The following is a 23,473-nucleotide window of genomic DNA, read 5'->3' as shown; positions in this document are numbered from 1 at the left end:
ATGCCCACGCCCACCAAGGGCCCCCGCCTCGGCGGCAGCCCCGCGCACGAGCGGATGATGCTGGCCAACCTGGCCACTTCGCTGTTCCGGTACGGCAAGATCAAGACCACCGAGACCAAGGCGAAGCGGCTGCGTCCCCTGGCGGAGCAGCTGATCACCAAGGCCAAGCGGGGGGACCTGCACTCGCGCCGTCGGGTGCTGACCGTCGTGCGGGACAAGGACGTGGTCTTCGAGCTGTTCGACCAGATCGCGCCCCGGTTCGCCAACCGTCCGGGTGGTTACACCCGGATCGTGAAGACCGGCCCGCGCAAGGGCGACAACGCCCCGATGGCGGTCATCGAGCTGGTCGAGGAGCTGGTGGTGGCCCCGCTGGCACCGGCCAAGGCCGACCGCAAGGCCGCTGCCCAGCAGGACAAGGTCGAGGCGCTCGCCGGTGCCGACGAGGCACCGGTCGCGCGTACCGATGCGGACACCGCGACCGACCAGGACGCCGAGCCGCCGGTGTCGGCCACGGGTGAGACCGACACCGGTGCCACCCAGGCCGCCGAAAGCGACCGTGACGCCACCCAGGCCGCCGAAGGCGACACCAAGGCCTGAGCCGGCTACGACACATTTGGCGGGACCCGGCGCTGCGCGGCAGCGCCGGGTCCCGCTGTCTTCCACCACCACCGGCGGGCAAGCAGGAGGTCCAGGTGCAGCAGGGGTACGCCAGGATCCGGCTCGACGTCAGCTACGACGGCACCGACTTCTCCGGCTGGGCGGTGCAGCCGCAGCGGCGTACCGTCGCCGGGGTACTGACCGAGGCCCTCGACCGGGCGTTCGGGCCGGCCGTTGCCGTCGGGTTGACCGTCGCCGGGCGTACCGACGCCGGGGTGCACGCCGTCGGGCAGGTCTGCCACCTCGACGTGCCGGTCGAGATGTGGGCGGAGCGGGCCGACCGGCTGCTGCGCCGACTCGCCGGCACGTTGCCCCGCGACGTGCGGGTCCGGTCGGCGACCAGGGTGCCGGCGGAGTTCGACGCCCGGTTCTCGGCCACCTTCCGGCGGTACGCGTACCGGGTCACCGACGCGCCGTACGGCGCCGAGCCGCTGCGTCGGCACGACACCCTGGCCTGGCCCCGGCCGCTCGATCTGGCGGCGCTCAACGCCGCCGCCGCCCAGTTGGTCGGCGAGCACGACTTCGCCGCGTACTGCCGGCGCAAGGAGCACGCCACCACGATCCGACAGATCACCCGGCTGGACTGGCACCGCGACGACGATCTGACCCTGGTCGGCACCGTACAGGCGGATGCCTTCTGCCAGGCGATGGTCCGCAGCCTGGTCGGCGCGATGCTGTTCGTCGGCGACGGCCGCCGACCGGACCGGTGGCCGGGCGGCCTGCTGACCCGGCGGGAACGCTCCAGCGAGGTCACCGTCGCCCCGCCGCACGGACTCACCCTGATCGAGGTCGGCTACCCGGCGGACCCCGCCGACTACGCGACCCGGGCCACCGCCACCCGCCGGTTGCGGCTGCCGACCGCGCTCTGAGCCGGGTCGACGGCGCGCTGGCGTGGGAGCCTGGTTGCTGGCGCGCTGGCGTGGGAGCCTGGTTGCTGGCGCGTCCTGATCCGCGTCAAGCGGCGGATCGGGCCGGGGCCGGCTGCACCGCCCGCTTCTCCAGAACATTCACCTGCAGGTGCAGTTGCAGCATGTCGAAGAGGATTCGGCGGGCATGCGGATCGTCGTCGGGTACCGGCGCACCGTCGGCCCGGGCGATCACGCAGTACATCAGGAAATGCCCGAAGGAGTGCCAGCCGACCTGGGCGGCGGAGAGCGCGATGGCCTCGGTACCCGCGTCGGCGATCATCCCCTGGAAGCGGCCCTTCTCGTCGTCGAGCAGCGGTTTGATCTGGCTGTGAGCCCGCTCGGCACCGGTGGATTCCGCCAGGTTGAACACCCCGGTGGTGATCAGGTATTCGCGGGTCGGGGACCGTAGGGTGCCCCGGGCGACCTCACTGCAGCCGAGTTCGTCGAGCAGGTCGCCGAGATCGCCGGCCACCGCGACCCGGCACTGCTGCTCGACCTGGGTCTTGAGGAGCTGGTACGGCGGCTCGGCCGGGTCGATCAGGATGTCGCCGGTGGGGAAGATCTCGGCCACGGTCAACGGTTGTGGGTCGTCGGTGCGGGAGCTGATGTCCCGGGGGACCGCCGTGGGTGCGCCCGCTGCGGCGATCCCGGCGGCCACCCGGCCGCTGCGCTCGTCCTCGACGATGAAGAAAGAACTCAGTCCGCAGACGCCGAGCATCAGCAGGACCGACACGCCGCTGATCACGACCTGCCAGAGTCGGGTCGACGACCAGACGCTGGTCGACCTGGGCACTGGGCGGGGCGGCTGGGGCGGGTCGGGCGGACGGTCCCCGGGGCTGGGATGGGGCCGACGCCGCCCGGGCTGGCTGCGTAGCCGGGTGGGGCGGCTCGGGCCAGCGGCTGACGGGATCGCCGGGATCAGTTCGGTCAGCTGCGGGCGGGCTTGGGGTGCGGGGCGCCGCTGGGGCTGTGGGCGCGGACCGACCGGTGGGCGGGCGTCCGGGCCGGCGGACGGGTCCCGAGGCTGGCGAGCTGGCCGAGGTGGCCAGTTCTCAGCGCCGGATTCGTACCCGTACGTCATGTCGCACAGGGTAACGGACGGAACGGGTGGCAAGCCGATGGTCCGGACTTCCACCAACTGAACAAACGACAAATTGCCCGAGGGTGCTCCGGCGGGTGGACCGATCTCCGGTCAGTCGACCCGTTGGGCGACAATGCCCCGGTGACCGGCGACCACTACTTCAGCCCGCAGCCCGGCGCCGCGGACGTACGCTCCGACATCGAGTTCACGGTGGCCGGCCGCGACTACGCGCTGACCGTCGCCCCCGGCGTCTTCTCCGCCAGCCGGCTCGACCCGGGCACCGCCGTACTGCTGCGCAAGGCCGACCTGCCGACAGCCGCCGACCCCGGCCCGTTCCTCGACCTCGGCTGCGGCTACGGCCCGATCACCTGCGTGCTCGCCGAGCACGCGCCGGCCGCCGCCGTGTACGCGGTGGACGTCAACGCCCGTGCCCGCGAACTCACCATGGTCAACGCCCACCGGGTCGGCGTGGCCGACCGGGTCCAGGTGGTCGACCCGGACGCGGTGCCGCCGGAGCTACGCTTCCGCCAACTGTGGTCCAACCCGCCGATCCGTATCGGCAAACCGGAGCTGCGCGCCCTGCTCAGCCGCTGGCTGCCCCGACTGGCCCCGGACGGGGTCGGCTGGCTGGTCATCGCCCGCTACCTCGGCGGCGACTCGGTGCAGCAGTGGCTGCGGGAGCAGGGTTGGCAGGTGGACCGGCACGCCAGCCAGAAGGGCTACCGGGTGCTGCGGGTCACCCACCCCGCCGACTGAGACCGCCACCCGGAATCTCGGCTGCCGTCGACCGGTGCGATCAGGCACCATTCCGGGGTGGGTTACGTGGATGTGGCGGCGGTAGGGCACACCCTGCCGGACGGCCGAGAACTGTTCGCCGACGTGTCGTTCCGGGTCGGCGAGGGAGCCAAGGTGGCCCTGGTCGGCCCGAACGGAGCCGGCAAGACGACCCTGCTGCGGATGGTCGCCGGTGACCTGCCGGTGGTCACCGGATCGGTCGCCCGCTCCGGTGGACTCGGCGTCATGCGCCAGTTCATCGGCATGATCGGCGACGACCGTACCCTCGCCGACCTGGCGCTGTCGCTCGCTCCGCCGCCGCTGCGCACCGCCGGGGAACGCCTCGCCGTCGCCGAGCGGGTCATGCACGGCGCGGACGCCGCCGGCTCGAGCGCGGCGGCCGAAAAGGCGCAGATCGGGTACGCGAACGCGCTGGCCGCCTGGGGCGAAGCCGGCGGCTACGAGGCCGAGGTCGTCTTCGACACGGTCGCCACCACTGTGCTGGACCTGCCGTGGGAGCGGGTCAGGGACCGTCCGGTGCGGACATTGTCCGGTGGACAGCAGAAGCGGTTCGCGCTGGAGTTGCTGCTGCGCGGCACCGACGAGGTGCTGCTGCTCGACGAGCCGGACAACTTCCTCGACGTGCCCGGCAAACGCTGGCTGGAGCAGCGGCTGCGCGAGTCGACCAAGTCGGTGCTCTACGTCTCGCACGACCGGGAACTTCTGGCGCAGAGCGCCGACCGGGTGGTCGCCGTCGAAGGCGGCTCCGCCTGGACCCATCCCGGTGGCTTCGCCAGTTGGCACTCCGCCCGCACCGCCCGGCACGTCAGGCTGGAGGAGCAGCGTCGTCGATGGGACGAGGAGCACGAGAAGCTGCGCGAGCTGATGCTGATGTACAAGCAGAAGGCGGCGTACAACGACGGGTTGGCCTCGCGGTACCAGGCGGCGCAGACTCGGCTGCGCAAGTTCGAGGAGGCCGGCCCGCCGCCGCTGCCGCCCAAGGACCAGTCGCTGCGGATGCGGCTGTCCGGCGGCCGGACCGCCAAACGCGCGGTCATCTGTGAGCAACTGGAGCTGGACGGGCTGACGTACCCGTTCGACCTGGAGATCTGGTACGGCGACCGGGTCGCGGTGCTCGGTGCCAACGGCACCGGCAAGTCGCACTTTCTGCGGCTGCTGGCGCGGGGCGGCACCGACCCGGACCCGGCTGCCGGACCGATCGCCGGTGCCACCCTGGCCCCGGTGGCGCACGGCGGAACGGTCCGGCTCGGTGCCCGGGTGCGCCCCGGACACTTCTCGCAGACCCACGACCGGCCCGAACTGCTCGACCAGACCCTCGCCGACGTGCTGTGGCGCGGCGACGACCACCGCGACGGGATGGACCGGCACGCGGCGATGGGCGTGCTGTCCCGCTACGACCTGGCCGGGCAGGGCGACCAGCGCTTCGGCACCCTCTCCGGTGGGCAGCAGGCGCGGTTCCTGGTGCTGCTGCTGGAGCTGTCCGGCGCCACCCTGCTGCTGCTCGACGAGCCGACCGACAACCTGGACCTGGCATCGGCGGAAGCGCTGGAGGAAGGGCTGAAAGCTTTCGAGGGTACGGTGATCGCCGTCACCCACGACCGTTGGTTCACCCGGTCGTTCGACCGGTTCGTGCTGTTCCGTGGCGACGGTGACGTGGTGGAGGTGCCAGAGCCGTTCTGGGACGTCGGCTGACCGGCGCGCCGCGCGGTCGGCGTCGTAGGGGGTGGCCGGTGTGGCTGAGATGATCTATCGCCGGTTGGGCGATTCGGGCTTGATGGTGTCGGCGATCGACGCCGGCATCACCCTGTTCGACACCGCAGACATCTACGGCACCCCGCACGGCGGGTCCGCGTGCGGAAGCCGCCGGGACGGGAGACAACCTACTCCCGTTTTCGTTGATCCCCTCAGGGGATTTTTATCCCCCGAGGGGATCAGGTCAAAACAGAGTTCCCTGTCTGTGGGCCGCACAGTCCGCGACGCTACCCGGCGGTGAGCCTGGTCACGGACGAGGGCGGCCGCGGGTGGCGGATCGAAGGTTGCCTCCGATTGGCCCTTGGCGGATCGCGAAGTCCGTCGTACGGTAACAGGCAAGTAACCCACGGGAGCCCGATGCATCGGGCTGAGAGGGAGGCTGACGCAGCCTCCGACCGTCGAACCTGATCCGGGTAATGCCGGCGCAGGGAGGAGTATCGCTGTGCCGTCCCTTGGGCGACTGCATCTGATCACCGACACCCGACCCGGGTGCGACCCGCTCGGCGTACTGCGGGCAGCGCTCGCGGCAGCCAGGTCCGCCGACGCCACGCCCGACCTGGTCGTGCAGGTGCGCGTCGAGGACGACATGACCGACCGGGACGCGTACGAGCTGACCGCCCGCGCGGTCGCCGAATGCGCCGCGAATCAGGTCGGCTGCCTGGTCAACGATCGGCTGCACGTCGCGCTCGCCACCGGCGCGGCCGGCGCGCACGTCGGCGCGCTGGACCTGCCGGTCGACGCCGCCCGCCGGGTGCTCGGGCCGGCCGCGATCCTCGGTGCCACCGCCCGCGACCCGGCTACCGGGCGGGCGGCGGTCGCCGCCGGGGCGACGTACCTCGGGGTCGGGCCGTGCTACGCCACCGGCACCAAGACCGGGCTGCCGGACCCGATCGGGCCGGCCGGTCTCGCCGCCGTCGCCGCGGCGGTCGACGTGCCGGTGATCGCGATCGCCGGAGTCACTGTGGACCGGGTGCCGGAACTGCTGGCCGCCGGAGCACACGGTGTCGCGGTGGTCGGCGCGATCGCCGCCGCCGCCGACCCGGGCCGGGCCACCGCCGAGCTGCTGGCGGCGCTGCGCCGGCGGCCGGCCACTCAGACCGGCGCGTCGCGATGACCAGGTCGGCTGGCGGCGCGGATGTGGCGGTGGTCGGCGGTGGGCCGATCGGGATGAGCATCGCCTGGCGCTGCTCCCAGCGTGGGCTGCGTACCGTCCTTTACGACCCGGCACCCGGATCCGGGGCGTCGTCGGTCGCCGCCGGCATGCTCGCACCGGTCGCCGAGTCCAACTTCGGCGAGACCACGCTGACCCGGCTGCTGGTCGACTCGGCGGCCCGCTGGCCGGGGTTCGCCGCCGAGCTGACCGCCGTCACCGGCCACGACATCGGCTACCGCACCGAGGGCACCCTCGTCGTCACGCTCACCGCCGATGACCGGCGCGAGGCGGAGCGGCTCTGGGCGTACCAGCAGAGTCTGGACCTGCCGATCACGCTGCTGCGCGCCACGGCGCTGCGGGATCGCGAACCGGCGTTGTCCCCGAGGGCGCGCGGCGGCGCGCTGATGCCCGACGACCACCAGGTCGACCCGCGCCGGCTGGTCGCGGCGTTGGACACCGCGCTGGACCGGGCCGGGGTCACCGTCGTCCCGCAGCCGGTCACCGACCTTTCCACCTTGGACGCACGGGTGGTCGTGGTCGCCGCCGGTTGCGGTTCGGCGGCGCTGACCGGGCTGCCGGTCCGCCCGGTCAAGGGGCAGATCCTGCGGCTGCGGGCTCCCGGCGGCGCCGTCGGGTTCCAGCACGTGATCCGGGGGTACGCCGACGGCCGGCACGTCTACCTGGTGCCCCGCGCCGACGGCGAGGTGGTCGTCGGCGCCACCGTCGAGGAACGCGGCGACGCCACCGTCACCGCCGGCGCGGTGCTGGAGCTGCTGCGTGCCGCCGCCGACCTGCTGCCGGAGATCGCCGAGTACGAGCTGGCGCAGGCGCAGGCGGCGGCCCGGCCCGGCACCCCGGACAACGCGCCGCTGCTCGGCTGGCACCGAATCGCGGCCGACGACCCGGCCGACGACCCGACCGGTGGCCGGCAGGTGCTGGTGGCGACCGGGCATCACCGGCACGGCATCGTGCTGACCCCGTCGACCGCCGAGCTGATCGCCGACCTGGCCGGTGGCGCCGAGCCGGATTCGGGGCTGGCGGGGTTCCGGCCAGACCGGTTCACCGCGCCGACCGCACCGACGACAGGGGAGGGGAAACCATGGAATTGATGGTCAACGGGGAGCCGGCGACCGCTGCGGCCGGTGCCACGCTCGCCGAGGTGGTGCGGACGGTCACCGACGACGACCGGGGAGTCGCCGTCGCCGTCAACGGTGAGGTGGTGCCGCGCAGCGGCTGGTCGGCCGAGCAGCTGTGCGACGGCGACCGGGTCGAAGTGCTGATCGCCGCGCAGGGCGGGTGAGTCGACGTGTCGTTCAGCATCGCCGGAAACAGCTTCGAGTCGCGGCTGATCCTCGGCACCGGTGGGGCCGCCAACCTGCACCTGCTGGAACAGGCGATCAAAGCCAGCGGTACCGGGCTGGTGACGGTCGCGCTGCGTCGGGTGGACAGCGCCGCGACGATGCACGGCGGGCTGCTCGACCTGCTGGACCGGTGCGGGGTGCGGCTGCTGCCGAACACCGCCGGTTGCTACACCGCGACCGAGGCGGTCAAGGTGGCACACCTGGCCCGCGAGGCGTTCGGCACCGACTGGGTGAAGCTGGAGGTCATCGGCGACGAACGGACCCTGCTGCCGGACGGCGTCGAGCTGGTGCGCGCCGCCGAGCAGTTGGTGGACGAGGGCTTCACCGTGTTGCCGTACACCACGGACGATCCGGTGCTGGCCCGTCGGCTCGCCGACGCCGGCTGCGCGGCGGTGATGCCGGCCGGCGCGCCGATCGGCTCCGGACTGGGCATCCTCAACCCGCATCACATCCGGCTGATCCGTCAGTCGGTCGACGTGCCGGTGATCCTGGACGCCGGGGTCGGCACCGCCTCCGACGCGGCGTTGGCGATGGAGCTGGGCTGCGATGCGGTGCTGCTGGCCAGCGCGGTCACCCGGGCCGCCGACCCGGTCGCGATGGCCACCGCCATGCGGTACGCCATCGAGGCGGGTCGGCTGGCGGCGCGTGCCGGCCGGATCCCGAAACGGTTCCACGCCCTTGCGTCCACTCCGGATGAAGGGCGGCCCGAGCTGTGAAGGGATTGTTGCTGCTGACCGACCGGCGACAGGCGACCCGGCCGCTGCCCGAGGTGATCGAGGCGGCGGTGGCCGGCGGCGCACGCCTGGTCGTGCTGCGGGAACAGGACCTGCCCCGCGACGAACGTGCCGCACTGGCCGACCGGCTACGCGGCGTTCTCGCTCCGGCCGGCGGGACGCTGATCGTCGCCGGACCGGACCCGCTCGGTGGTGACGCCGTGCAGCTGAGCGCTGCCGGCCCGTACCCGCCGCCGCGCCTCGGGCTGGTCGGCCGCTCCTGCCACGACGTCGCCGAGCTGGGCCGGTTGACCACGGAGGACTACGTGACCGTGTCGCCGGTGTTTCCTACCGCGTCCAAGCCCGGGTACGGGCCGCCGCTGGGCGTGGCCGGGCTGGCCCGACTGGTCCGGGCCGCCGGTCGGCCGGTGTTCGCGCTGGCCGGGGTGAGCACCGTCGGGCAGGCCGCCGCCTGTCGGGCAGCCGGGGCCGTCGGGGTCGCGGTGATGGGTGCGGTGATGCGGGCCGCCGACCCGACCGCGCTGGTCCGCGAGCTGAGTGCCGGGCTGCTGTCGTCGGCCGAGGCGGCTCTGCGATGACCGGGGCGAACACCACTCCGGTGGTGGCGATGACGATCGCCGGGTCCGATTCCGGTGGCGGGGCCGGCATCCAGGCCGATCTGAAGGTGTTCGCCGCGCTCGGCGTCCACGGCACCAGCGCGATCACCGCGGTGACCGCGCAGAACACCAAGGGTGTCACCGGCGTGCACCAACTGCCGGCGGCCCAGGTGGTGGCGCAGATCGACGCGGTCCGCGCCGACCTGGCGGTGCGCGCGGTCAAGACCGGCATGCTCGGTACGGCGCGGATCGCCGGCGCGGTCGCCGCGCTCGCCCGCGCCGGAGAACTGCCGAACCTGGTCGTCGATCCGGTGCTCGTCTCCACCAGCGGGCATCGGCTGGGCGTGATCGGCGCGGTGGAGCGGCTACTGCCGTACGCACTGGTGGCCACTCCGAACCGGGCGGAGGCGTCGGCGCTGGTCGGCTGGCCGGTGCGGACCGCCGACGAGATGGCGCGGGCGGCGGCGGAGCTGGTGGCCGGCGGGCCGAGGTTCGTGGTGGTCACCGGAGGCGACCCGGACGGTACCTCGACGGAGCTGGCGGCAGTCGACGTGGTCGCTACGGCACCAGGCGTGGCGGCCGGCGTGGCCGGCGTGGCGGCCGGCGGGAGCTGGCAGCTGTCCGGCGAGCGGCTGGACACCCGTAACACGCACGGCACCGGATGCAGTTTCGCGGCGGCGGTGGCCGCCCGGCTGGCGCTCGGCGACGACGTCCCGGCCGCGCTGATCTTCGCCAAGGAGTATGTCGCGCGGGCGCTGGCCGGTGCCCGGCACTGGCAGTTGGGCGCCGGGCACGGCCCAGTCGACCACCTCGGATGGTCGGCGCGGCCGGCGAGCATCTGAGTTCGATACCTACCTGAAGCCGGCACCCAACCGAGGTCGGCACATATCTGAAGGAGGCCCGCCGATGCAGGCTCGTCGCAAGGTGTACGTCGAAGGACCGCGACCGGACATCCAGGTGCCGTTCGCGGAGGTGACCCTGGCCGGCGACAACCCGCCGGTCCGGCTCTACGACACGTCCGGCCCGGGATCCGACCCGCAGGTCGGCCTGGCGCCGCTGCGTGGACCGTGGATCGCCGAACGCGGCGACGTGGCGCCGGTGCGTGGGGCCGGCACCCCGCTGGCGGGCGCGGCCGGACGCCGGCCCACTCAACTGGCGTACGCCAGGGCCGGGGTCGCCACCCCGGAGATGGAGTTCGTCGCGGTGCGCGAGAACCTCCCGGTCGAGGTGGTACGCGAGGAGATCGCCGCTGGCCGGGCGGTGTTGCCGGTCAACGTCAACCATCCCGAAGCCGAACCAATGATCATCGGTGGTCGGTTCCTGGTGAAGGTCAACGCGAACATCGGCACCTCGGCGGTCTCGTCGTCGGTCGCCGAGGAGGTGGAGAAGCTGACCTGGGCGACCCGGTGGGGCGCGGACACCGTGATGGACCTCTCCACCGGCAAGCGGATCCACGAGACCCGCGAGGCGATCGTGCGCAACTCGGCGGTGCCGATCGGTACGGTGCCGATCTACCAGGCGCTGGAGAAGGTCGGCGGGGACCCGGTGCAGCTGAGCTGGGAGATCTTCCGGGAGACCGTGATCGAGCAGGCCGAGCAGGGCGTCGACTACATGACGGTGCACGCCGGGGTGCTGTTGCCGTACGTGCCGTTGGCGGTGAACCGGGTCACCGGGATCGTCTCCCGGGGTGGTTCGATCATGGCCGCCTGGTGCCTGGCGCATCACGAGGAGAACTTCCTCTACACCAACTTCGCCGAACTGTGCGAGATCCTGGCCCGCTACGACGTGACCTTCTCCCTCGGCGACGGGCTGCGGCCGGGGTCGATCGCCGACGCCAACGACGCCGCCCAGTTCGCCGAGTTGCGGACGTTGGGCGAGTTGACCAGCGTCGCCTGGGAGCACGACGTGCAGGTGATGATCGAAGGCCCCGGCCACGTGCCGATGCACAAGATCAAGGAGAATGTGGATCTGCAGCAGGAGCTGTGTCACCAGGCGCCGTTCTACACACTCGGTCCGCTGACCACCGACATCGCTCCCGCGTACGACCACATCACGTCGGCGATCGGGGCCGCGATGATCGGCATGTTCGGCACCGCGATGCTCTGCTACGTCACGCCGAAGGAGCACCTGGGGCTGCCGGACCGCGACGACGTCAAGGCGGGGGTGATCGCGTACAAGATCGCGGCGCACGCCGCCGACCTGGCCAAGGGCCACCCGGGCGCGCAGGACTGGGACGACGCTTTGTCCAAGGCGCGGTTCGAGTTCCGCTGGGAGGACCAGTTCAACCTGTCGCTGGACCCGGAGACGGCGCGGGCGTACCACGACGCGACCCTGCCGGCGGAGCCGGCGAAGTCGGCCCACTTCTGCTCGATGTGTGGACCGAAGTTCTGCTCGATGAAGATTACGCAGGATTTGAAAGAGTACGCCGAACAGGGCATGAAGGATAAGTCGGACGAGTTCGTCGCGTCAGGAGGGAAGGTCTACTTGCCGCTGGCCTGATCGCCGGACTGCTGACCGGCCGGCCGGCGCAGCTCGTCCACCCAGTCCACGTGCTCCTTCTCGGCGTCGGTCAGGGCAGCGGGTGGCGCCGGCTGCCGCCGGGGGCGTAGGAATCGGGGCCGAGGTAACCGGCCAGTTGGCACCGGTACGACCGGCGCGGCGGAGACCGGTGTGGGAGCCACCGGTGGCGGGGCGACCGGCTGTGGTGTCACCCGATCCGCGGTGGTGGACGCGGGCACCGGCGGTTTGGCCGAGTAGACCGGTGCCGGCTCGGCCCGCGGCGTCACCGACAACGGTTTGGGCGGTGGCCGGCTACCCGGATGTTCCTGGGTCGGCGTGCCTGCGGTCGGCGCGCCGGGACGCTTCGCCAGCACCGGCGCGGATCTGGGCTTCGGCGCTGGGCGCGGGGCCGCCTTCGGCGCCGGTTCCGGCGCGGGTTCCGGGGCCGGTTCCGGGGCCGGTTCCGGGGCGGACCGGGTCGTCGGGGCCGCCAGCGGCAGGTCCGGCACCTGGGCCGGCGTCTCGGGTGCCGGCGTGGGTGTGGGCGTCTGCGTGGGTGTGGGCGGCTCGGGTGCCGGCTTCGCTGTCTCGGGCGTGGGCTTGGCCGGTGACGTCGGCCTCCTGCCGATGGCGGTCGCGGCGATCGAGCCGAGCCCGCCAGCGGCCACCGCCAGCAGCGCTGCCCAGTACGGATCGTCCTGGTAGCGCCCACCCTGGCCGGCTCCGGCGATCAGGTACGCGGCGTTGAGGATCGCCGGACCGGCCATCCCGGCCACCGCTCCGGCCAGCACCGGCTGCGCCAGCCAGCGGGCCAGTGCGCTCACCGATGCCCCGACCAGCAGCGCCAGCGCGGGCAACAGCAGAAATGCCTGCCGGCCGGATCCCACCGGATCCAGTCCGGCCGGGTCGAGCACCCCGAGCCGGATCTCCGCCACCGGATCACCGGCGCGCAGGACCGGTGCCGCCGAGGCGACCGCCAGCAGCCACAGCGTGGCGGTGTAGGCCAGCACGTTCCAGCGCAGCACCCGGTGGAACAGCACCGCCACGGCGGCGAGTACCCCGACCGCGGCGCCAACACCGCCGGTAGCCGCGGTGACCAGGAGCGGTTCGTCGGGTCCGACGGCGTCGCGCGCGGGCAGGGCCGAGAGTCCGACCACCGCGATCGCCGACCCGGCGGCGGCGAACAATGCGAAAGCCACCGACCGTGGTACGTCGTACCCGGCGGATCCACTGCGGCCTGTCACCCCGTGACGGTCCGGGTACCGGCCGGCGGCGACCCGGTGTGCGGCGTACCCGCCGACAACGGTCGCGACCAGGGCGAACCAGGCCAGCCAGGTCAGCTGTGTCGGCCAGAACCCGGCGGTCGGCCCGACGAAGGCGCGGCGCAGGCGTACCAGGTCGAGACCGTAGCCGACACCGAGCTGGACCGCGCCGGCCAGGGCCGCCGCGCCGAACGCCGCGCCGAGCGCTCCGAGCCAGGTTCGCAACGCCATGCCGGGGAGGTTACGGCGGGCCGCGCGCACTGTCGAGGCGAGGCGCTCTGATCGGCGGCGACCCTTCTGCGGTCAGCCCAGCTGCGGCAGCACCTCGGCGGCGACGAGTTCCAGGTGATCGAGGTCGGTCAGGTCGATGAAGCGCAGATGTACCCGGGTGGTGCCGATCGCGGCGAACTCACCGATCCGGTCCACCAACTCGGCCGGTGACCCGATCACCGGATCCTCCGGCGGCAGGGCGCTCTTCTCGTGCAGTGGCGCGGCCCGGCGTGCGGCCTCCGCGTCGGTGCGCCCGATCGCGATGACGATCCCGGCGGACATGGTCAGCGGGGCGCGGTCCTGCTCGGCACGGCCTACCCGGTGGCAGGCCTCGGTCACCCGCTCGTACGCCGCCGCCGTCTCGGCAACGGACTTGAACGGCATGTTGAACTCGTCGGCGAACTCGGCGGCCAGCTCCGGGGTGCGTTTCGGACCGCGCCCGCCGACGATGATCGGTGGACCTGGCACCTGCGTCGGCTTCGGCAACGCCGGAGCATCGACCAGCTGGTAGTGGTCACCGCAGAAACTGAACGTGTCACCGACCGGGGTACGCCACAGCCCGGTGATCACCGCGAGTTGTTCGGCGAGTCGGTCGAAGCGCTCGCCGACCGGCGGGAACGGCAGCCCGTACGAGGTGTGTTCACGGGCGTACCAGCCGGCACCGATACCGAGGTCGACGCGGCCGCCACTCATCTGGTCCACCTGGGCCACCATCAGCGCGAGCGGTCCGGGCAGCCGGAACGTCGCCGAGGTGACCAGGGTGCCGAGCCGGATCCGGGAGGTTTCGCGGGCCAGCGCGGCCAGGGTCAGCCAGGCGTCGGTCGGCCCCGGCAGGGCAAGCTGCTCACCCATCGACTGGTAGTGGTCGGCCCGTAGATAGCCCTCGAATCCGGCGTCCTCGGCGAGCCGGGCCAGCCGGAGCTGGTCGTCGTAACTGGCACCGCGGTGCGGCTCGGTGAACACACTGACCCGCATGGCTACTCTCCTCTGCTCCCGGCCGACGCCGGTGCTTCCTGCTCCATCAGCACCTCATGGAGATCGGCGCTGCACCGGGCCACGTTCTCGGTGTGTGCGTTGCGCCCCAGGCTGCGGGGGCGGGGGATGTCGATCGGCACGATCTTGCGAATCCGGCCAGGCCGCGGACTGAGCACGACGACCCGGTCGGCGAGTAGCACCGCCTCGTCGATCGAGTGGGTGACGAACACGATGGTGGCCGCGCGTTCCATGTGGATCCGCTGCAGTTCGACGGAGAGCTCCTCGCGGGTCAACGCGTCCAAAGCGGAGAACGGCTCGTCCATCAGCATGACCTGCGGCTCGGTGATCAGTGACCGGCACAGTGCCACCCGCTGCTGCATGCCGCCGGACAGCTCGTGCGGCAGCCGCTTCTCGAAGCCGGCCAGCCCCACCAGGTCGAGCAGCTCGAGGGCCGTGGCCCGGTGCCGGCCGCGCCGTAGGCCGAAGATCTCCACCGGCAGCAGCACGTTGTCAACCACCGAACGCCACGGCAGCAGGGCCGGCCGTTGGAAGAGCATCGCGATGTCCCGGCGGGCCTTGACGACCTGCTGCCCGCCGACGGTGATGGTGCCGGCAGTCGCCGGCAGCAGCCCGGCGATCAGCCGCAACAGGGTGGACTTGCCACACCCGGAGCGACCGACGACCGCGACGAACTCGCCGGCGGCCACCGACAGGTCGATCCCCCGTAGCGCCTCGACAGTGCCTGACCGGCCGGCGAACGTCCGCCCGACTCCACTGAGCTGGATCATGCGGCCCGGCTGCTCCCTCGTCCAGAGTCGATCAACAGCCGCAACAGAGTATCCGTATCGTGCCCGCCACGCACTACCCGTACGGAAAACACTTTTGTTTCCGATCCGATACGTGGCATGCCCGCCTGTCGCATTGATGCGGTTTCCCTCGTACTCTGTTGCCCGCGAAGATTCCCAACGCGACCGCGGTGCCCGGTCCGGCCCCCACCGGCCGGACGCCGCGCCGGACCAACTACCCCCTCCGGTTGGCGCGGCGACCTGCGCGTCGTCGGCCAACCTGCGGGTTGGAAAGGACAGACGTTCATGACAAGGCTCACCCGAACGTTCGCTGCCACGGCACTCGCGGCAGCGCTCGCGGTCACCGCCGGCTGTAGCTCAGACGACGGTGACGAGGCGTCAGGCAGTGGCACGGAGGAATTGAAGAGCGTGACATACCTCACGTCCTTTGGCAACTTCGGCCGGGACTCCTACGCCTGGGTAGCGAAGGACAAGGGCTTCTTCGAGGATGCCGGCTTCGATGTGGACATCAAGGCCGGGGCCGGGACCGGCGACAACATCAAGACCGTCGTCGCTGGACAGGCGGACTTCACTCCGATCGACCTGACCGGTGGTCTACTGCAGTTCGGCAACGGTGAAGCCAAGGACTTCGTGGTCGTCGCCGGCATCCAGCAGCGCACGATGGCCGCGATCATCGCACTCGACGGCAGCGGCATCACCACCCCGAAGGACCTCGAAGGCAAGACGCTCGCCGACGCACCCGGCTCGGTGGTGCGCAACCTCTTCCCGACGTACGCGTCGCTCGCCGGGATCGACGTGACCAAGGTGGAATGGGTCAACGGCGCGCCGCAGACCCTGATGGGCACCCTGGCCTCGGGCGCGGTGGACGGCATCGGGCAGTTCGTGGTCGGAAAGCCCACCGTGGAGACCGTCGCACAGGGCAAGACCGCGGTCGTGCTGCCGTACAGCGATATCATGACGGACCTGTACGGCAACGTCCTGATCACCTCGAAGGCGACCGCCGAGGAGGACCCTGAGATGGTGAAGCGCTTCAGCGCGGCGCTGCTCAAGGGCCTGGAGTACAGCATCACCAACCCGCAGGAGGCCGGCGAGATCCTGGCCGCCAACGTGGAGGAGTCCAACCCGGCCGCCGCCGCCGCTGAGCTCGAGCTGATGGCCGCGTTCGTGAAGTCGACCAGCTCGGGTGTGCCGGTCGGCGCGCTCGACAGCCAGCGGATCGCCCGCAGCATCGCGATCCTGCAGGGTGCCGGTGCGATTCCGGCCGGCCTGGAGCCGGAGCAGATCGTCAACTTCGATCTGGCACCGAACGCCGAATCCTGACCGGCCTGACGTGCGGATGGACCACGATGATGGTCCATCCGCACGTCGCGGTGCGCGGCCGGTGACCTGAGGAGACCTGATGACCGCACTCAAACCGGCGGAGGCCCCGCCGATTCGTCGGGCAGTCGCCACGCCGACACGCGGGGTCGGCGGTGGTCGGGCAGCCGCGGTACTGCTGCCGCTGGCCGGTCTGCTGGTGACGGTGACCGCCTGGTGGCTCGTCACCAGCGTGTTCAACCTGGTGCATTCGGTGGTGCTGCCGCCCCCACAAGACGTGTACGCGGCATTCGAGCTGCGTATCGAGCGGCTGATGGACCACGCCCTGGCGACAGCCACGTCCACCGTCGTCGGCTTCGCCGTCTCCACCGTCGTCGGGGTGCTGATCGGACTGGCGCTGGCCAGCTCGCAGGTTCTGGAACGGATGTTCTCCCCGTTGCTGGTGGCGCTCAACGCTGTTCCGAAGATCGTGCTCGCCCCGCTGCTGGTGGTCACCCTGGGCTGGGGCCAGACGTCGATACTCACCATGGTGTTCCTGCTCTGCTTCTTCCCGATCGTGCTCTCCACGGTGACCGGGCTGACCTCCACCCCGACCGACCTGGCGGAGCTGGCGCGGTCGCTGGACGCGTCACGGTGGCAGACCTTCCGCAAGATTCGGTTTCCGGCCGCGCTGCCGCAGATCTTCGTCGGGTTGAAGGTCGCGATGCCACTGGCGGCGATCGGCGCGGTCATCGGCGAGTTTCAGGCCGGTGAGCAGGGTCTGGGCTACATGACCCTGCAGTTCAGCGGGATGGGCGAGAACTCCGCCGCGTGGGCGGCGATCGTGTTGATCGGTCTGATGAGCATCCTGTTGTACTTCGCGCTGGTGGGGGTCGAACGGCTGTTCCTGCCGTGGGTACGGGAGACCACCTCGGCCCGTTGACGTGCCGATGTGCTGCGCCCGCCAGGAAGATCCTGGCGGGCACAGCACATCGGGTGGGCGACGGTCAGGTCAGCTCGCGAGTCGCCAGCGCCCGCCCCGGGAGACCAGCAACGTCAGGGCCTGCGGCATCAGTCCGGAGTGGTTGTCCGGCGTCATCCGAATCGGACCGGACAGGCCGTCGAACTGGGTGGTCTCCAGCACCTCGCGTACCGCCTCGCGGTTGACCGAACCGCCGCTGCTGGAGTTGGCCACCGCGTCGGCGATCAACTGGACCGCGTCCGCGGCGAACGAGGAGAATCCGTAGTAGCTGCCGAAGCGGGCGGTGTAGTCGCGGAACCACTGTTTGCGGGCGGCCTTCGCCGGGGTGTTGGCGATCACGTCGTCGATTACCATCGTCTGGGTGAAGACCATGTTGACCCCTTCCGTGCCGCTGGCGGAGCCACCGGTCAGGAACAGGTCACCGGCGGCGGCGGCGTCGAAGAAGATCGGTCCCGGGTAGTCGACCTGGGCCGCGCTGTCGGCGGCCAGCGCCGCCTGTTCGGCCGAGGTCCAGACCAGCAGCGCGCCGGGGTTCACTTCCTCGATCTCGAATGCGTTCTCGGGCTCGGGCTCGGCGAGCGCCCTGACCGCCTGGCTGACGTCGGTGTCGGTGGTACGGACCTGCTGGCTGCCCACCAGGTCGATGTTGAGCTTGTCCAGTTCGGCGGTGATCACCCGCAGCCCGTCCTGGCCGTACTCGTCGTCGGTGTGCAGCAGGCTGGCCCGCTGGATCTTGCGTCGCCGCAGTTCGTTGGCGACGGCGGCGGCGCTGTCCGCCGCGTTCGGCCCGAGCTTGAACAGATGCCGACGCTCGGCGATCGGGGTGGCGACGGCGGTGGCCGGTGCCAGCGCGATCGTCGGCACCCGCTTGTCGTTGATGGTCCGTGCGGCTCCGACCGCGCAGTCGCTGCAGCTTCCCATGATGATCGCGGTGACCTGGGAGTCATTGGTGAAGTCGCCGATGTTGCGAAGCGACTCGCTGGGGTCGGAGCGATTGTCCCGAACGTCTAGTCGGATCTGGCGGCCGTCCAACAGGCCCGATTCGTTGATCTGCTCAACCTTTAGTTCCAGGGCCCGTTGGTAGCCCTTGCCTACTGCCGCAGCGGCGCCGGAAAGCTCCAGATCGGCGGCGATGACAATCTCACCGCCCGCTGTCGAGTCGCCACCGAAATGGCATCCTGTGAGCCCGGAGGCCAGCAATGTCGATGCGAGCACCATGATTAGGGCGGATCGGGTGGGCCTCAAGTCAGTCCTCCAGGTACGAGGCGGATGCGCAACCAGTGGGCGGGGCCGGCGGCGCGGTTTCGACGTCCTCAATAGAAGTCTCGCGGACGGCATGCCGTACGGTGTGCGCGGAGCCTGCAAACTTGGGAAACCTTGCCAATGGGCGGCGTTCTGGTCAAGCGCGCCGGCCGGAGGGCATCCGGGGCGGTGTCCCACATGTTGGTGACGCTGACCGGTTGCGAGCGTCGACCTTGCCAGTACAAGTGACGGTGGAAGTTCCATTGTTCCTGATCAGGGCGGTGTGATGAAGATACTGTCCGGTAGCGCTGGCGGGATTAGGTACCGTCCGACCGATTCCTGCCCAGCTGAGACTTCCCAAGCGGGCTCACTTCTGGTGAAATCGCGGCCGTGCCGCATGCGGCGCCCACCGCTGCAGCAGGCGCCGGCCGGGAGTCCGCGTGTGGAGATAGCGACGGAGGCGATGTCGTGAGGACCGGACCGACGACCCTGCCCGACAACGGCCCGCGCAAGCGGCGGGCACCACTGCGTTGGGTCCCGCGGCTGCGAGACACCAGGATCAGGTCCAAACTGGCCCTCATCCTGGTGGTGCCGCTGACTGCGGTCGCCGCGCTGGCGACAGTGCGACTGGTGGACGTGGGTCAGGGCGCGATCGAAGCGCGGATTGTGCGGTCGATGGCCGAGCTGTCCGTCGACGTTTCTGCGCTGGCGCAGAACGTCCACAAGGAGCGGATGGCGGCGCTGAGCCTGCTCGCCGGCGACGGAGCCGACCCCGCGGCCTACAACAGCCAGGTGGTCCGCACCGATGAGCGGATCGCCGCGTACACCGCGCGGCGGCAGAGCACAGGGGACGTTCCGACAGCCATCGCCCGGCAGCTCACCGACATCGACGACCACCTCGGCACGCTCAACGCCACCCGCCAGGAGGTGCTCGACCAGGGCCAGATGCCGGTGCAGGAGGCGGTGCTGCGCTACGGCGTCATCCTGTCCGACCTGATCTCCTACGGCGAGGTGCTGGGCCAGGTCTCCGGTGACGGCGAGGTGCCCGACAGCCTGCGTGCCGTCTCGGCGTTCGCCCGGGCGAAGGCGGCGACCGCCGAGGAGGAGGCGATCGTCTTCGCCGCGCTCTCCGCCGGCCGGCTCGAGGAGGAGCAGTTCTCGTCCTACCTGGCGACGTTGACCAGCCAGCAGGAGGCACTGCTGTCGTTCTCGCTGGCGGCTTCGCCGTGGGAGCAGGACCTGGTTGCCAACAGCGTCACCGGCGACGCCGTCTTCCTGGCCGACCGGGTCGCCACCGAGATCACCCGGTCGGTCGGCCAGCGGGCCCCGCTCGGCGCGGCCCAGGGCGCGCGGGCCGTCGGTGCGGTCAACGACCTGATGCGGTGGGCGGAGGTCCAGCTGGAGTCCCGGCTGCTCGACCGGGCCACCGAGGTGAGCGGCGACGTCATCCGACAGGCCATCACCGAGTCGGTCCTGGTGCTGATCGCCCTGGTGCTGGCGATCGCGTTGGCCGTCGTGCTGGCCCGGTCGCTCAACGACTCGCTGGAGCGGCTGCGCGAAGGCGCCCTGTCGGTGGCCGAACGTGACCTGCCGGACGCGGTGGCCAAGCTGCGGGACATCAAGGACCTGCACGACCGTGGCCCGGAGGAGATGGTCCGCAACCTGCGTGATCCGATCCGGCTGCCCAACCGGGACGAGGTCGGTGACGTCGGCCGGGCGTTCAACGTGGTCCACCGGGAAGCCGTCCGGATCGCAGCCGAGCAGGCGGCGCTGCGGACGAGCGTGTCGGCGATGTTCCTGTCGTTGGCCCGCCGGAGTCAGACGCTGGTCGACCGGATGATCGGCGAGCTCGACACGATCGAACGCAGCGAGGAGGACCCGAAGCGCCTCGCCCAGCTGTTCCAGCTCGACCACCTGGCGACGCGGATGCGGCGCAACGACGAGAACCTGTTGGTGCTCGCCGGTGCGGACTCCACCGCACCGCGCCGGGAGGACGCCCTGCTGGTCGACGCGCTGCGCGCGTCCCAGTCCGAGGTGGAGCTCTACAACCGGATCGAGTTCGGCACCATCGACACCGACATCCTGATCTCGGCGCACGCGGTCAACGACGTGGTACGTCTGGTCGCCGAGCTGCTCGACAACGCCACCCGGTTCTCGCCGCCGACCACGACGGTCGTCGCGGACGCCCGCCGGCTGCGTGACTACGTGTTGATCCAGATCGAGGACCGCGGGTTGGGGCTCTCCGAGGAGCAGCTGGACAACCTGAACCATCGACTGGCCGAACCGTCGGCGATGGACGTGTCGGCGTTCCGCCTGATGGGTCTCGCGGTCGTCGGGAAACTGTCGAGCCGGTACGGCATCCGGGTCGAGCTGCGGCCGAACGTCGACGGCGGCACCCTGGCCCAGGTCACGCTGCCCAGCAACGTTCTGATGCTGCCACAGCGGACCCGCGAACCCGCGCTCAGCCGAGGGCGTCAGCAGCTGTCGGCCGAGCCGGTCTCCGCCGCGCCCACGTCCGGCGGCAGTTGGTCACCGGTCTCCGGACCACCGGCTGCGGTCGCGAACGGGCGTACGTCTTCGCTCACCGACCAGTGGCAGAGCCGATCCTCGCAATGGAACGCGGTCGCCGGTGCCCCGACTGCGGCGTTCCCGGTGACGACCGCCGGACCGGCGGCTCCGGTGCCGGCGGTCCCGATGTCCGGTGCTCCGGTGTCGGCGGTCCCGATGTCGGGTGCTCCGATGTCGGGTGCTCCGGTGTCGGCGGTCCCGATGTCCGGGGTGCCCGGGGTCGGCATCGGCTCGCCGACGGTGGCCTACCCGGTTTTGCGGCCGTCGAACCTGCCTGGTCATCCGGAGAAGCCGGTGATCCCAGCCACCGCCCACCCGATGGCACCGGTGGTCCGTCCGGCCGTGGAGCTGCCGCAGGGACCGGTCGCGGGCGCCGGGGCCGGATCCGGCACCCGGCCGGAGGACGCGACCGAGATGCCGATCTTCCGGGAGATGGAAGCAGTCTGGTTCCGGTCCCACGGCCAGGCGGACACCGGAGTCATCCAGATGCCGACGGCCGGACGTGCTCCGGGGACCGGCGCGCAGTTTGGCGGCGCGACCGCGACGGCCGCCCCCGCCTACGCGCCGGCACCAGCACCAGTCCCCGCACCGGCACCCGCGCCGACCAGGCCCGGGCTACCGGCCCGCAACCCGGGACAGTCGGCACCACCACCGGCGGCGTACTCTGCTCCGGTGCAGCCGAACGCCGCACCTCGGGTCGCGGCCACGCCGACCTCCGGGCCGCCGTCCACTGAGGGCGTTGCAGGTGGACCAACTACGGGCGCGATCCCACGTCAGCGCCTCGGTGACGCCGACGGGTGGCGCACCGCGGCTGACGAAGGCTGGGCTCGGGCAAGCCAGGCCGCCGAGCCGTCCATCGCCGGCACCACCCGGTCTGGCCTGCCGAAACGGCAGCCTCAGGCGCAGCTCGTGCCGGGTGGTGTGCAAACCAAGCCCAACCGCGAGCCGACCCGGCGTACCCCGGACGAGGTCCGTGGGCTGCTCTCGGCGTACCACCGTGGCGTACAACGTGGTCGGACTGTCGGAAACGAGCAGTACCGTGCCACTTCGATCAAGGAGACCAGCGAATGAACAGGCCCGCAGCTATTCAGGACATGGGCTGGCTGCTCAGCAACTTCGCCGACAGCGTCGCGGGGATCGCTCACGTGGTGGCTGTCTCGGCAGACGGGCTGCTGCTCGCCTCCTCGCGGGACCTGCCGGCCGACCGGGCCGACCAGTTGGCTGCGATCACCTCCGGTGTGGTCAGTCTGACTGACGGCGCTTCGCGGATGTTCAGCGCGGGTGGCGTGCTGCAGACTGTGATCGAGATGGACAGCGGCTACCTGTTCCTGATGTCCATCAGCGATGGATCGTCGATGGCGGTACTCGCGGCCCGCAGCTGCGACGTCGGCCAGGTCGGGTACGAGATGGCGCTGTTGGTCGAGCGGGTGGGTGCCGCTCTCGTTCCGCTGCCTCGAGAGGCCGTGGGTCGATCCTGAAGTTCGAACGACGAGGGACCGTCACCGGTGACGCGTCGAGTGACCCCTGAGGAGGTGACCGCCGGATGGGACAGCCACAGGACCCGCGCGGAGCGCTGGTCCGCCCCTACGCGGTCACCCGGGGACGCACCGAGCCACGCCAGTACATCGCGCTCGAAGCGGTGCTGGTGGCGTCTGCGGCGGCGGTCACCGAGTCCCGGTTCGCCGGGCACGACAAGCATCGGATCGCGACGATCTGCGACAACCGTGCCCAGTCCCTGGCCGAGATCGCCGCGTACACCCGGCTGCCGCTGGGCGTCGCGCGGGTCCTCGTTGCCGACATGGTCGCCGATGGCCTGCTGGCGTTGCACAGCGCCGCTCCCGTAGAGGCTTACGAGGAGCGGATGGAACTTCTTGAGAGGGTGCTAAGTGGACTTCGCAGGCTATGACCGCGCTGGCGCTGGCCAGAGCAAGGGGATCACCTCCGCGAAGATCGTCATTGCGGGCGGTTTCGGGGTGGGCAAGACCACCATGGTCGGTGCGGTCTCCGAGATCACGCCGCTGACCACCGAAGCGCTGATGACCTCGGCCGGAGTCGGCATCGACGACCCGTCGAAGGTGCCCGGCAAGGAGACCACCACGGTGGCGATGGACTTCGGCCGGATCACCATGGCCGACGATTTGATTCTCTACCTGTTCGGCACCCCCGGCCAGACGCGGTTCTGGTTCATGTGGGACGAGATCATCCGGGGTGCGGTGGGCGCGGCGGTGCTCGTCGACACCCGACGGATCACCGATGCCTTCGCCCCGCTGGACTACTTCGAGAACCGGCAACTGCCGTACCTCGTCGCGCTCAACCGGTTCGACGGCTCGCCTCGCTACGAGGTCGAGGAGATCCGGGAGGCGCTGGCCATCTCGCCGCATGTGCCGCTGGTGATGTGCGATGCGCGTAGCCGGGACTCGACCAAGCATGTGCTGGTCAACGTGGTCGAGCATGCGATGACGACGCTGCGCGCCGAGCACGGGCGGGGCTTTCCGACCCCGGTAGGCTGACCCGCCGGTCAGGGCCGGCCCCGGTC

Annotated in this window: 22 protein-coding genes, 1 pseudogene and 1 riboswitch; of the genes and pseudogenes, 18 read left to right on the top strand and 5 right to left on the bottom strand. The window is 71.1% G+C overall.

Translation table 11 applies throughout. From position 1 onward, the window contains the following. Together rplQ and truA are read left to right on the top strand one after the other, a co-directional pair. Positions 1 to 597 (top strand): 50S ribosomal protein L17, encoded by a 597-nt coding sequence (gene rplQ / locus ACFHVL_RS09575; protein ID WP_416627076.1) that lies wholly within the window; start codon positions 1 to 3, stop codon positions 595 to 597. A 95-nt stretch (positions 598 to 692) separates the two neighbouring features. Next, the gene (gene truA / locus ACFHVL_RS09570; protein ID WP_416627074.1) at positions 693 to 1,526 is read left to right on the top strand and encodes a tRNA pseudouridine(38-40) synthase TruA; all 834 of its coding nucleotides are present in this window, start codon (positions 693 to 695) and stop codon (positions 1,524 to 1,526) included. An 85-nt stretch (positions 1,527 to 1,611) separates the two neighbouring features. Here truA and ACFHVL_RS09565 read toward each other — a convergent pair whose 3' ends face one another. Next, the gene (locus ACFHVL_RS09565) at positions 1,612 to 2,646 is read right to left on the bottom strand and encodes a hypothetical protein (RefSeq protein WP_416627072.1); all 1,035 of its coding nucleotides are present in this window, start codon (positions 2,644 to 2,646) and stop codon (positions 1,612 to 1,614) included. A 141-nt stretch (positions 2,647 to 2,787) separates the two neighbouring features. Here ACFHVL_RS09565 and ACFHVL_RS09560 point away from each other — a divergent pair, with 141 nt between their 5' ends. The 10 genes and pseudogenes from ACFHVL_RS09560 (at position 2,788) to thiC (ending at position 11,536) form a co-directional block, all read left to right on the top strand. Continuing rightward, positions 2,788 to 3,402, top strand: a complete 615-nt coding sequence (locus ACFHVL_RS09560) for a class I SAM-dependent methyltransferase (protein ID WP_416627070.1) — start codon at positions 2,788 to 2,790, stop codon at positions 3,400 to 3,402. A gap of 57 nt (positions 3,403 to 3,459) precedes the next feature. Continuing rightward, entirely contained in the window at positions 3,460 to 5,133 is a 1,674-nt protein-coding gene (locus ACFHVL_RS09555) for an ABC-F family ATP-binding cassette domain-containing protein (protein ID WP_416627068.1), read from the top strand. Between the two features lie 49 nt (positions 5,134 to 5,182). Further along, a pseudogene (locus ACFHVL_RS09550) lies at positions 5,183 to 5,290 on the top strand (aldo/keto reductase); the annotation flags it as partial. Between the two features lie 239 nt (positions 5,291 to 5,529). Further along, positions 5,530 to 5,641: riboswitch (TPP riboswitch) on the top strand. A gap of 12 nt (positions 5,642 to 5,653) precedes the next feature. Further along, complete coding sequence (locus tag ACFHVL_RS09545; RefSeq protein WP_416627133.1) at positions 5,654 to 6,307, top strand: thiamine phosphate synthase; 654 nt, start codon at positions 5,654 to 5,656, stop codon at positions 6,305 to 6,307. Next, complete coding sequence (thiO, locus tag ACFHVL_RS09540; protein ID WP_416627066.1) at positions 6,304 to 7,455, top strand: glycine oxidase ThiO; 1,152 nt, start codon at positions 6,304 to 6,306, stop codon at positions 7,453 to 7,455. The genes ACFHVL_RS09545 and thiO overlap by 4 nt, the downstream gene beginning before the upstream one ends. Next, positions 7,446 to 7,646, top strand: a complete 201-nt coding sequence (gene thiS / locus ACFHVL_RS09535) for a sulfur carrier protein ThiS (RefSeq protein WP_416627064.1) — start codon at positions 7,446 to 7,448, stop codon at positions 7,644 to 7,646. The genes thiO and thiS overlap by 10 nt, the downstream gene beginning before the upstream one ends. Before the next feature lie 6 nt (positions 7,647 to 7,652). Further along, positions 7,653 to 8,423: a thiazole synthase gene (locus ACFHVL_RS09530; protein ID WP_416627062.1), complete on the top strand. Its 771-nt coding sequence runs from the start codon at positions 7,653 to 7,655 to the stop codon at positions 8,421 to 8,423. Further along, positions 8,420 to 9,019 carry a thiamine phosphate synthase gene (locus ACFHVL_RS09525; RefSeq protein WP_416627061.1) on the top strand — a complete coding sequence of 200 codons (600 nt, stop codon included), beginning with the start codon at positions 8,420 to 8,422 and terminating at the stop codon, positions 9,017 to 9,019. The genes ACFHVL_RS09530 and ACFHVL_RS09525 overlap by 4 nt, the downstream gene beginning before the upstream one ends. Further along, a complete protein-coding gene (thiD, locus tag ACFHVL_RS09520; RefSeq protein ID WP_416627060.1) occupies positions 9,016 to 9,879 on the top strand; it encodes a bifunctional hydroxymethylpyrimidine kinase/phosphomethylpyrimidine kinase in 864 nt (287 codons plus the stop codon). Before ACFHVL_RS09525 ends, thiD begins: the two co-directional genes overlap by 4 nt. 64 nt (positions 9,880 to 9,943) lie before the next feature. Then, positions 9,944 to 11,536, top strand: coding sequence for a phosphomethylpyrimidine synthase ThiC (gene thiC, locus ACFHVL_RS09515; protein ID WP_416627059.1), 1,593 nt, complete (start codon positions 9,944 to 9,946; stop codon positions 11,534 to 11,536). On the opposite strand, the gene ACFHVL_RS09510 is transcribed toward thiC, so the two are convergent. From ACFHVL_RS09510 to ACFHVL_RS09500, 3 genes are all read right to left on the bottom strand, one after another. Further along, entirely contained in the window at positions 11,518 to 13,029 is a 1,512-nt protein-coding gene (locus ACFHVL_RS09510) for a hypothetical protein (RefSeq protein WP_416627058.1), read from the bottom strand. The genes thiC and ACFHVL_RS09510 overlap by 19 nt on opposite strands. Positions 13,030 to 13,101: 72 nt before the next feature. Next, positions 13,102 to 14,043 carry an LLM class F420-dependent oxidoreductase gene (locus tag ACFHVL_RS09505; RefSeq protein WP_416627057.1) on the bottom strand — a complete coding sequence of 314 codons (942 nt, stop codon included), beginning with the start codon at positions 14,041 to 14,043 and terminating at the stop codon, positions 13,102 to 13,104. Between the two features lie 2 nt (positions 14,044 to 14,045). Then, positions 14,046 to 14,831 carry an ABC transporter ATP-binding protein gene (locus tag ACFHVL_RS09500; protein WP_416627056.1) on the bottom strand — a complete coding sequence of 262 codons (786 nt, stop codon included), beginning with the start codon at positions 14,829 to 14,831 and terminating at the stop codon, positions 14,046 to 14,048. Positions 14,832 to 15,134: 303 nt separating this feature from the next. Between ACFHVL_RS09500 and ACFHVL_RS09495 the strand changes: the two genes are divergently transcribed. Then, positions 15,135 to 16,169, top strand: coding sequence for an ABC transporter substrate-binding protein (locus ACFHVL_RS09495; protein WP_416627055.1), 1,035 nt, complete (start codon positions 15,135 to 15,137; stop codon positions 16,167 to 16,169). Between the two features lie 79 nt (positions 16,170 to 16,248). Continuing rightward, positions 16,249 to 17,088 carry an ABC transporter permease gene (locus tag ACFHVL_RS09490; protein ID WP_416627054.1) on the top strand — a complete coding sequence of 280 codons (840 nt, stop codon included), beginning with the start codon at positions 16,249 to 16,251 and terminating at the stop codon, positions 17,086 to 17,088. A 69-nt stretch (positions 17,089 to 17,157) separates the two neighbouring features. Here the strand turns inward: ACFHVL_RS09490 and ACFHVL_RS09485 are convergent, their stop codons facing one another. Next, the gene (locus tag ACFHVL_RS09485; RefSeq protein WP_416627053.1) at positions 17,158 to 18,372 is read right to left on the bottom strand and encodes an ABC transporter substrate-binding protein; all 1,215 of its coding nucleotides are present in this window, start codon (positions 18,370 to 18,372) and stop codon (positions 17,158 to 17,160) included. A 465-nt stretch (positions 18,373 to 18,837) separates the two neighbouring features. Here ACFHVL_RS09485 and ACFHVL_RS09480 point away from each other — a divergent pair, with 465 nt between their 5' ends. The 4 genes from ACFHVL_RS09480 to ACFHVL_RS09465 all read left to right on the top strand — a co-directional run bounded on the left by ACFHVL_RS09480 (position 18,838) and on the right by ACFHVL_RS09465 (position 23,447). Beyond that, entirely contained in the window at positions 18,838 to 22,008 is a 3,171-nt protein-coding gene (locus tag ACFHVL_RS09480) for a nitrate- and nitrite sensing domain-containing protein (protein ID WP_416627052.1), read from the top strand. Continuing rightward, positions 22,005 to 22,415, top strand: a complete 411-nt coding sequence (locus tag ACFHVL_RS09475; protein ID WP_416627051.1) for a roadblock/LC7 domain-containing protein — start codon at positions 22,005 to 22,007, stop codon at positions 22,413 to 22,415. Before ACFHVL_RS09480 ends, ACFHVL_RS09475 begins: the two co-directional genes overlap by 4 nt. Positions 22,416 to 22,480: 65 nt before the next feature. After that, complete coding sequence (locus ACFHVL_RS09470; RefSeq protein WP_326551367.1) at positions 22,481 to 22,843, top strand: DUF742 domain-containing protein; 363 nt, start codon at positions 22,481 to 22,483, stop codon at positions 22,841 to 22,843. Beyond that, the gene (locus tag ACFHVL_RS09465) at positions 22,824 to 23,447 is read left to right on the top strand and encodes a GTP-binding protein (RefSeq protein WP_326551368.1); all 624 of its coding nucleotides are present in this window, start codon (positions 22,824 to 22,826) and stop codon (positions 23,445 to 23,447) included. The genes ACFHVL_RS09470 and ACFHVL_RS09465 overlap by 20 nt, the downstream gene beginning before the upstream one ends. Positions 23,448 to 23,473: the final 26 nt, after the last annotated feature.

The organism is Micromonospora sp. LOL_023 (assembly GCF_048060115.1).
Lineage (GTDB): Bacteria > Actinomycetota > Actinomycetes > Mycobacteriales > Micromonosporaceae > Micromonospora_E.
Note: the sequence above shows the minus strand (reverse complement) of the source record. Positions and strands in the feature narration are given on the sequence as shown.